The organism is Joostella sp., from assembly GCF_048266025.1.
In the GTDB taxonomy this organism is placed as follows: Bacteria; Bacteroidota; Bacteroidia; order Flavobacteriales; family Flavobacteriaceae; genus Galbibacter; species Galbibacter atrarenae.
The window spans coordinates 227,949-238,654 of sequence record NZ_JBLXAF010000006.1; the positions used below are offsets into that span (position 1 = coordinate 227,949).

A 10,706-nucleotide genomic window follows, 5' to 3' on the forward strand; every position below is an offset into this window, starting at 1 on the left:
GAGAATATCTTAAAAAAGGTTAGTTTTTTATCTGCATATTCAACGGTCCGAAAATGTTGTATTCGCACATTTGTATATGCAGATTTGTAGTTAGATTAGAAGAATTTATTCTTAAAAATCAGTATCTAACTTTATGTAATCTAAAAACTCTCTTTTTACTGATGGTTCTTTAAATTTACCTCCAAATTCTGAAGTTACTGTACTACTTTCTATGTCTCTAATTCCACGAGAATTTACGCAAAGGTGTTTAGCATCAATTACGCAGGCAACATCTTTAGTTCCTAGCGCTCTTTGTAGTTCTTGTACTACTTGCATAGTAAGTCTTTCTTGAACTTGTGGACGTTTAGCGTAGTAATCTACAATTCTATTCATTTTAGAAAGACCAACAACACTTCCGTTAGAGATATATGCAATATGAGCTCTCCCAACAATTGGAAGTAAGTGATGCTCGCAAGTAGAATAAACAGTGATGTTTTTTTCTACAAGCATTTCTCCGTACTTATACTTATTAGAAAAAGTAGAAGCTTTAGGTGTTTTATCTGGATTAAGTCCAGAGAAAATCTCTTTCACAAACATTTTAGCAACTCTTCGTGGTGTACCGCGTAAACTATCATCTGTTAAGTCTAATCCTAACGTTTCTAAAATATTGTAAACTTGTGATTCTATTTGTTCTATTTTCTGGTCATCAGATATTTCAAAAGCATCTTTTCTCATTGGAGTTTCCGCCGCTGATGATGCATGGTCATTACCTAATTCTTCAAAGTGATCTTCTAATGCTTTATCTATTTTCATCCCTCTAAAATATTACTTTATTGCAACTAACTCTTATAAATAAATTTTTAATAGGTGTTGTAAAAAATGGTTGCCAATAAAAAAAATTGACAGCAAAGATACGTATTTATAGCCTATTAACATTAATATAGTGCTAAGTTGCAAACTTTTTATTGAATAATTAACTTTCTTCGTTTATTAAATGGTGTTTTCGAGTATTTAGTGTACTTTTTTATTAGTAGCTTTTCTCTCTAAAACCTTTCAATTTTTCTATTATTCATCTGTTATTTGTTGTCTTTCAGCTTATATTCATTTGGAAGTAATTTTTTATCAGCAATAAGATTTATTTCTATGATTAATTTTTACAATAATAAGATAGGTTTGCTCGTTCACTATCGTGAGGAATTTAATTTCTGATGTATAAAAAGTAGCGGTTTTATAGAAATCTCACTTTGTTTTTCTGAATAATATATTGCTATTTTAGAGTTGATGATCCCTAAACTGATTCTTTTAAATTTTAAATAGATTGATAAAAAATGAAAGATCAAACAATTGTCAAAGACATAGCATTTAATGCAGCTATAACAACACTTTGGGATGCTATTACAGATCCTGAAGAAATGAAAAAATGGTATTTTAATATTCAAGATTTTAAATTAGTAGAAGGGAATAAGTTTTATTTTTACGAACCCAACGGAAAAAATTTTAAACATGTATGTAGAATTTTAGAAGTTGTTCCTGGGGAAAGAATCCGGTATACTTGGAGTTATCCAGAATATTCCAAAGCAATATCTGTTGTGAGTTGGCAATTAACTTCTGTAGATAGAATAACGCATGTACGATTGAAACATAGTGGAATAGAGAATTTTTCTTCCTTAGGGCTTAATTTTGAGAGTAGTAGTTTTGACGCAGGTTGGGATGCTATTATAATGAAGAGCTTGCCAGAATTTTTAAAAAGTAAACTGTATTAAATTTCTTTTAAATAGGTATATTTAATCTAAAATTAGATTTACCAACCTTATGTTAGTTTCCAAAAAAGTTAATATTTACAGTATTTTAAGCGGTACTTGGCGTCATTTTTTAATAGAAATAATAGCCTGTCTTGCTGCTTATACACTTTATAGATATGTAGAGTCTCTCCATGTTTTTGATTCAGTAGTTATTTCAAGTAAGATACCTACTATTTTAGGTACAGCCTTAGCCTTTTTTATTGGTTTTAATAATAATCAGGCTTATGATCGTTGGTGGGAAGCAAGAAAAATATGGGGTGCTTTGGTAAATGATTCTAGATCTTTTGGAAGACAGGTTTTCTTTTATATGAAAGGAGATGTTACTACTGAAAGCATAAAGAAAGATAAAGTTAGAATGATTTATCGACATATTGCATTTGTATATGCGCTTAAAGAAAGTTTAAGAGGAACTATTTCTCGTGAGTATCGTAATTACCTCTGCGAGGAAGAATGGAAGGCAGTAGAGAAGGAGTCTAATATTCCTAATGCAATTTTGAACTTACAATCTAAGGACTTAGAAATGCATTATAATAAAGGGAATATAGATGGTTTTAAGTTTTTGGAGTTAAATAAAATGATAGTTGGTTTTTGCGATGAAATGGGAATGTCAGAAAGAATTAAAAATACCGTATTTCCTACCACTTATAACTTCTATACTCGTGTATTTATCTGGATATTTATTGTAAGTATAACATGGTCTGCAGTAGATGGGATGGGCGCTTGGTCTATATTAGTAGGAATTCTTGTAGGTTATGTGTTTCTAACTACCCATAAAATTGGGATGGCTCTTTTAAATCCTTTCGAAGCGATTCCTTCGGGAATTTCTTTGAATCAAATAACAAGAGCTATAGAAATCAATTTATTAGAAATGCTTGGAGAAAGTAAAATACCGCCTCCGGAAGAGGTTGTTAATGGGGAGTATATTATGTAAAAATATATGTAATGATGAGTAATAAGTGAAAAAAAAGCTCGAAAAGATGAAATCTTTTCGAGCTTTTTTTTGTGAGTAACCATAAAGAATATTTTTCTTAATGATTATGGTTTTTACTATAAGTTAAAGGTAACAGAGAAGCTTACGTTTGTATTCTTATTATCGATAGCTGCTGTAGATGTGAGTCCTGTGTCGTACAAGGAAATGTTATAATCACGGAACGCTTGACTAAATCCTAAGTCTAGTTTTGTAGCTCCAAAAGAGTACCCAAGCCCCAGAGAATATCCATTTAAGTCACTTGAAGTGAACTCGTCTTCATAAGGGCTGCCTTCAAAGCGATAACCTCCTCTGAAGCTGAATCTCTTCACTCTAAATTCTCCTCCAACTCTAACGGTAGAAACTGCTTGAAATTCATTTTCGATAGCTTGGTTTTCTTCAGCAAAAACAGGATCTGTAGTTGGTTTGAGCTTTGCGTTAGACATATCTTGATAAGAATAATCTAAACTTAATAACCCAAAAGGCCCAAAAATAACAGCCATACTTCCAGTATATTTCCCTGGGATATAAATATCGTAATTTGGGAATATAATAGTTGTGTTAGGAGTGTTTTCTGCATATGAAGCGTTCGCGTCACCTGGATTTGCTAGGTAGTCTGCATTTATACTTTGAAACAATTCGTCCGTCATTCCATACCATGTAGGGGATTGGTAACTAGCTCCAACACGAACCATATTACTTAGTTTTGCAATCCCTCCAATATTAAATGAGAATCCATTTCCATACGTGTATAAATCGTTATCAAATTGAACATATTGAAGTTTAGAATCACTATCATAACCAAATTCATCAAACTGAGATATTCTTCTACGTTCAAGGCTATGGAAATTCAATCCGAAACCTAGATATACATTATCGGTATATTGAGAAGCGAAGTTTAAAGTGTATTTACTGTCGTATCCAGAGGTAATAACCAATTGTTCTTGACCAATTCTACTTGCATATTTTGCATTGGAAACATAGCTAGTTTCATCAGGATTTTCGGAAGTAGCAGGATCGATTACATAATTTTGATATCCTAGAAAGCCTTGTTGTGCATCGTATCCTAAATCGCGGCCTATATTGATGTAGGCTTGAGTAATGTTTTCATTGTCAATAGGTTCTAAGTTTCCAACTCTGTATCCAGTAGCATTGTTTAAGAAATACTGAGCTATAGAAGTATTTCCATCTCCAGTAGCTAAGAATTCGTTTTCAAAATTATTACTGAGTTCGTAATTAAAAGCCATGGTAAATTTTTTCCAAGGAGAAGAAGAGTTTCCATTGTTAAACACCAAAGCCCCTCCAATTTGATTCAGCTTTAATTGTGAAAAATCAGTTTCACTTCTGCCATTAAAATAATTAGTTTCATTATTTATATGGTAGTTGGCAAGCGAGATGGTAAATACTGTGCTTGTAAATACAGCAGAACCTGCGGGGTTGATATTAAGGGAAGACATGTCTCCTCCAAGAGCTCCAAAAGCTCCGCTCATTCCTTGGTATCTAGCAGTTCCGTTTAGTTTGTCGCTTCCGTAAAGAGCTACATCGTTTCGGTTTTGAGCAAAAACATTTGTAGCGAATATAAATGTTACTAGAAATAAAAATAGATTTCTCATTTGATTACTTACTAAGTTTTTTCAGAAATTATATAATTTTTAAAGTTGTAAATCTTAAAAAAGGCCTACTTTTTTGGAGTAAGCCTTTTTAAAATATAAGTTTTATTATCTTCTTCCACCGCTACTTCTTGATCCACCACTACTTCTTGATCCACCGCTACTTCTAGATGCGCCGCTACTTCTAGATCCTCCTGAGTAAGATCTTGAACCGCTGCTTGATCTAGAGAAAGAGTTGTTGCTTCTACTAGAAGAAGATGTTCTTGAACGTGTGCTTGAACTTCTACTAGAAGACGTTGGTCTTGAGTATGTGTTAGAACTTCTTGTAGATGAAGAAGATCTAGAATAACCTTCTCTTGTAGAGGTATTTCTAGAAGCAGAACTAGATGTTCTAGAATATCCAGCTGTTCTGCTGTAGCCACTTCTATTTCTATCTACGCCAACTCTAGAGCTATTAGAGTAACCACTACGAGAAGTTGTGCTTCTTGATGAATTCCCTGTTCTTGCTGAAGTAGATCTAGAATAACCTCTAGATGTTCTTGCAGTAGTATTACTTCTTCTTTCAGTAGCGTTATGTCTAGCTATAGCAGCTGTATTTCTACCGTAGTATCCTCTTCTTGAGTTTGTATAGGCATATCGATGATTCCCAGCATATGGGAAAGGACGGTAATATCCGCCACCCCATGGACCGTAATAGCCTCCGCCATACCAAGGACGACCGTAATAGCCACCACCGTAGCCCCAGCTTAAGCCCCAGCCCCAGGCACCAAAGTATCCTCCTCCATAGCCATAGCCACCAAAAATGTATGGTCCCCAATATGGGTTATAGTATCCACCGTAGTAGCCTCCATAATAACCACCATATCCAAAGTCGTTGTTGTAAACATTAACGATAGTTCTTTCTGGGTTTTCTCCCCATCCAGGATTCCCTTCGTTATAATCTAAAACGTAATCTTGAGTTACATCGGTGCTATCTACATCAGTGCTAGAGTATTCGTTTACATCAGTAAATATTTCATTTTGCTCCTGATAATCTAATGCTTGACCTAACATTTGAGCTCGGCTATCAAAATAACCTTCGTAATCGGTTATTGCAACATTAGCGGTAGCCTGTTGTTCTTGTTTTTTATCATTGGAATTTTTAGTATCGTCATAATAAGCAATATCTTTTTCATATATTCCATCATTATCATAATAAGAAGCCTGATCATATGATCCACATGATCCAGCGAGAATTCCAACAATAAATATAGTAGAAATAGCTTTTAATTTTCTAGGAATGTATAGTGTTTTCATGATTGTAAAAATTTATTGTTGAACATAACAAAAATAGTTAGTTTTGTCGAACTATATATTTATAGATTACATTTAACTAAGGTGCAAGTTTTGTGCCAAACTACATACAATGGGTAAGAATTTAACAAAGAGAAGCGAAGATTATTCTAAATGGTATAACGAACTGGTTGCTAAAGCTGACTTAGCTGAAAATTCAGCGGTAAGAGGTTGTATGGTAATCAAACCTTATGGGTATGCTATTTGGGAAAAAATGCAAGCACAATTAGATAAGATGTTCAAAGAAACAGGACATGAGAATGCATATTTTCCTTTATTTATTCCGAAGTCATATTTAAGTAAGGAAGCAGCTCATGTTGACGGTTTTGCAAAAGAATGTGCAGTCGTAACTCATTACAGATTAAAAAACGCTGAAGATGGAAGTGGAGTTATTGTAGATCCAGATGCAAAATTAGAAGAAGAACTTATTGTGCGCCCTACTTCAGAAACGATTATTTGGGATACCTATAGAAAGTGGATTCAATCATATAGAGATTTACCTATTCTTGTTAACCAGTGGGCAAATGTTGTACGTTGGGAATTAAGAACACGTATGTTTTTAAGAACTGCGGAATTTTTATGGCAAGAAGGGCATACGGCACACGAAACAAAAGAGGAAGCAATTCAAGAAGCAGAGCAAATGATGCATGTGTATGCAGAATTCGCAGAGACTTTTATGGGTGTTCCTGTAGTAAAAGGAGTGAAAACAGATAGTGAGCGTTTTGCTGGTGCTGTAGAAACATATTGTATTGAGGCTTTGATGCAAGATGGAAAAGCACTGCAAGCTGGAACTTCTCATTTCTTGGGTCAGAATTTTGCAAAAGCATTTGATGTAAAATATACAACACGTGAAGGTAAGCAAGAGCTAGTTTGGGCAACTTCTTGGGGAGTGTCTACAAGATTAATGGGGGCTTTAATAATGATGCATAGCGATGATAACGGATTGGTATTGCCTCCAAAATTAGCACCAATTCAAGTTGTAATTGTTCCTATACATAAAGGACAAGAACAGTTAGATGCAATTACGGAACGTGTAAATCCTTTAGTTAAAGAATTAAGATCTAAAGGGATTTCTGTAAAGTTTGATAATAGAGATACTTATAAGCCAGGTTGGAAGTTTAATGAATATGAGTTGAAGGGTGTTCCGTTGCGTTTAGCAATTGGAATGCGTGATATGGAAAATAACACTTTTGAGTTAGCTCGTAGAGATACACTTTCTAAAGAGGTAGTTGCTACCGATGATGTGGTCGAAAGAATTGAAGTTTTACTTGAAGAAATCCAAGAAACAATTTTTAATAAGGCTTTAGATTATAGAAATAGTCATATTACAGAAGTAAATACTTTCGAAGAGTTTAAGGAACTTTTAGAAACTAAAGGTGGATTTTTATCGGCACATTGGGATGGAACGACAGAAACCGAAGATAAAATAAAAGAACTTACAAAAGCAACCATTCGTTGTATTCCTTTAGACTCAAAAGAAGAGGATGGTGTTTGTGTATATTCTGGGAAACCATCCAAGCAGCGAGTTTTATTTGCTAAAGCCTATTAATAGTGTTTTTTAGGAATATTCTAATTCTTGTGAGTAGCTCCTAAAAGAGCCTTAGCCTTATATACTATATGGTGTAGATTACTATTTATAATAGTTGTTGAATATTTTGTGCAACTGTTATAATCTTTACTATTTAATATTATTAACCAAAACAATGATCATGTTATATTCTGATCATTGTTTTGGTTTTTTTATTTTATACAAAACTTGACTCCTTCATTAGTCTTTTTGAGCATTTATTTATGATGACATATTAACTATGTATGTCTGTTATATCTAGGGATATTTCTTAATCAATATTTCAGTGTCTCATAGGGGTAGAATTTCCTTCAGGAGGAAAATTATTTTTTTAACGAAGTAATTGTATCGATCAAAGGCATATTTACTTGATAAATGTTGGTTTTATACCCTGAGATAATTAAAAGAAGATAACAATACATTAATATTCATGTAATCAGATAAAAGAAAATCAAAGGCATTAAATATGGATAGAGAATTAATATGCTATAAATTTGCACCTATTGTAAACACTTGATAATGTGTATTTTGTGTTTTTAATAATTAATTCCCTCTTCCTATTATCCCTCAGATAACTTTATCAATTTTTTGATTGATAGGTTCTTGTCGTATTAAAAACTGATTATTTCTTTTAAATAAACATGTATGATGAATAAATACTTATTGTTATTTGTTTTTACTTTTATAACTGCTTTTATCCCATTTAATGCTTTTTCAAGTAATAGAGATGGAGAAAAATTATATTCTGAAGTTGTTATAGACGATTTTACAGTTACAACTGAAACTGAACCAGCTGAATGTAATACTGATGGGCAGGTGTCTTTTATTATTGTAAATGGAGAAGCGAATGTCGATTTCCAAGTTTCTATATATAGACTTCCAGATGTAACGACGCCTGTTACAGTCTTAAATGAAGATGGAATCTCAGGTAATATTACGATGGTAGCAGATCTTGCTGCTGCGGAATATTATGCAGAGATACAAAAAGTCAATTCAAGTAGTGAACAACTTCAAAAGGAAGTGAATTTTGAAATTGAATCTAATGTTAGTGAAGCATTAGATTTTTCTGTTACTAATAAATATACATGTCCTTCTACTTTAGATGGGGATGATTATTATACTTTTACAGTAAGTACGGTTTCGGGAACTATAGTGGAATATTCTTTATATCAAGACGGAGCTTTAATTGCTGGTCCACAATCAAGTAACGAGTTCGATAATGTAGAGCCAGGTACATATACTGTGCAAGTAGTGAGTAATTGTGGAGCTACAAAAAATGAAACTTATATAGTTTCTTCCTTAAGTAAAACTTATGAATATGATCCGATTGTCATTTCTAGTAGTTTAGAGTGTAATCAGGAAGCATATAGACCAGGGATTAGTGCTGATAGTGATATATTAGTTTATCCAGTTACGTCAACGTCTGTTATAACCTACCCAGATAATACTACAGAGACTTTTGTGCTTATAGAGGAAGGGGTTGCTGGTCAAGCAACTGACTTAGTTGAATTTGGAAATGTTTATTATTCTGTTTTTCAAGATGAAAATACTGTTGTTGTAACTACAATTACGGATGCTTGTGGGAAAGAGGTTACTGATACATTTACGGATACGTTAGATATAAATCCATCTACTAATATTAGAGGTACTTCTTCAGTTTGTGGGCATGAATATATAGATTTTAGATTTTCACGAGACCTCACCTATCCAATAGTAGTTACGCTTTCTAGTTTTCCAGATGATTTTGATGTTAATCAAGCTATAGCAGCTGGTTATACAGATAATGGGGATGGGACATATAGTATGACAATTACCGCTGCGAATGAGTTTGATAGTGGTTCTATTGGGAGTAGTAGTGAATATGTTGCAGATGGAGCTTATGCGTTTGATTTTATTGATGACTGCGGGATTACGCACCAAGAGATAGAGAATGTAACAAGTGATGAATTAGAGATAGGAAGCAATTTCAGATTTTATTGTGATACAGAAACAGCATATGTTACATTATATGTTAGTAATGAAGATGCTGTTTTTACAGTAATAGAAGCGCCAGATGATTTTCCTTTTACGTTGCCCTATGAGACAACTGTTCAATTTCAAACTTTGCACTATATATATGATGCCCCTCCTGGAGATTATGTAGTGGAGGCAGTTGTAGAAAGTTGTGATAATCAAATACTTACTCATGAATTTACAATTAATAATGATGCAGCTTATGAGAGTGACGTAACTGTCACTAAGTATTGTGGTACGTTTGGTATAGATGGTACTTATAGCCGTGTAAATACATCTACTTCTTTTTATGTGTATCTGCAGAAATATAATGAGTCAACAGAAGAATGGGAAAATGAGCTTACCTTAAATTTATCATATAGTAATAGTGGCACTATTAATGAGCAAAATTTAGATTATGGAGATGGATCTTATAGAGTTGTTACTTATTTAGCAGGTCCTCCTAGTGTTTTAACGAATGCGGGTGTTGCTGAAGCTTGTACAGAACCTATGGAGGTTCTTGAGGAATTTGAATTTAATGGAAGCGGATCGGTTGTTGTAACTGATTATTATGTTAATGAATGTATTAATGGTAATCTAAGTGTTTTTATTGAGGCTGAAGGAGTTGGAGATATAAATTATAAGATTATTTCTAAAGATGGAGTTGATTTTGAAGATGATAATGGTACATCAGGAGCTTTTATCGACTTAGAACAGGGAAATTATGTTTTTGAATTAACAGATGATTGTGGTACAGAAAGTGTTTCTATTAATGCTAATAGAACAAAAAATCCACGAATTAGAGCTGTTAATTTATGTGAAGGAGAAGATGGCTTTTTATTTGCTCCTGATTTAGATTATATGGAATATGAATGGACAAAAGATGGAGGTTCTACTGTTTTGGGAACTTCTAGCACCTTGCCTATTGATGATTTCTCTTCGGTTGATGATATTGGACTTTATCAAGCGAAATTAACATATGATGGAAGTGGAAATACATGTTCAGAAATAATAATAACATATAATGTAACTGCAGAAAATACAACTAATCCAGAAGCTGGAACAGGACAGACTCTAAGTGTGGTTAAGTCAAGCGTAGGCGATGTTCTGAATTTATTTGATTACTTAACAGATTCTTATGATGAATTTGGTTATTGGGAGGAAACAACAAGCACAATAAGCGGAGGGTTAACTGATGGTTCTAATTTATGGGATATATCTTCTCTAGAAGCTGGTACGTATACTTTTTTATATACCGTTGAAGGAGGGTGTAGTGGAGAAGATACTACAACAGTTACGATAACTTTGATAGACTGTGTACAGCCTTTACTAACGGTTGGGGCATTAAGTTGTGATGGTGCAACCTATAGCGTATCATACATCAGTAATGGAACTATTAGTATTAACGTAGGAACGTTAGATACAGCTAATAATATGATAACAAACATTCCATTTGA

At 33.4% G+C, this 10,706-nt stretch carries 7 protein-coding genes; 4 read left to right on the forward strand and 3 right to left on the reverse strand.

The window, feature by feature from the left end; all coding sequences use genetic code 11:
- Positions 1-111: 111 nt before the first annotated feature.
- The gene (gene folE / locus ACN0TY_RS12090; protein ID WP_417444710.1) at positions 112-792 is read right to left on the reverse strand and encodes a GTP cyclohydrolase I FolE; all 681 of its coding nucleotides are present in this window, start codon (positions 790-792) and stop codon (positions 112-114) included.
- A 515-nt stretch (positions 793-1,307) separates the two neighbouring features.
- Here folE and ACN0TY_RS12095 point away from each other — a divergent pair.
- Positions 1,308-1,742 carry an SRPBCC family protein gene (locus ACN0TY_RS12095; RefSeq protein ID WP_417444711.1) on the forward strand — a complete coding sequence of 145 codons (435 nt, stop codon included), beginning with the start codon at positions 1,308-1,310 and terminating at the stop codon, positions 1,740-1,742.
- A 49-nt stretch (positions 1,743-1,791) separates the two neighbouring features.
- Entirely contained in the window at positions 1,792-2,712 is a 921-nt protein-coding gene (locus ACN0TY_RS12100; protein ID WP_417444712.1) for a bestrophin family protein, read from the forward strand.
- Positions 2,713-2,828: 116 nt separating this feature from the next.
- Here the strand turns inward: ACN0TY_RS12100 and ACN0TY_RS12105 are convergent, their stop codons facing one another.
- The gene (locus ACN0TY_RS12105) at positions 2,829-4,361 is read right to left on the reverse strand and encodes an OmpP1/FadL family transporter (RefSeq protein ID WP_417444713.1); all 1,533 of its coding nucleotides are present in this window, start codon (positions 4,359-4,361) and stop codon (positions 2,829-2,831) included.
- Positions 4,362-4,466: 105 nt separating this feature from the next.
- Entirely contained in the window at positions 4,467-5,654 is a 1,188-nt protein-coding gene (locus tag ACN0TY_RS12110; protein WP_417444714.1) for a hypothetical protein, read from the reverse strand.
- A 109-nt stretch (positions 5,655-5,763) separates the two neighbouring features.
- Here ACN0TY_RS12110 and proS point away from each other — a divergent pair, with 109 nt between their 5' ends.
- Together proS and ACN0TY_RS12120 are read left to right on the forward strand one after the other, a co-directional pair.
- Complete coding sequence (gene proS / locus ACN0TY_RS12115) at positions 5,764-7,239, forward strand: proline--tRNA ligase (RefSeq protein WP_417444715.1); 1,476 nt, start codon at positions 5,764-5,766, stop codon at positions 7,237-7,239.
- 663 nt (positions 7,240-7,902) lie between these two features.
- Positions 7,903-10,706 (forward strand): hypothetical protein (locus ACN0TY_RS12120; RefSeq protein ID WP_417444716.1); only part of this gene is annotated, 2,804 nt, incomplete at its 3' end.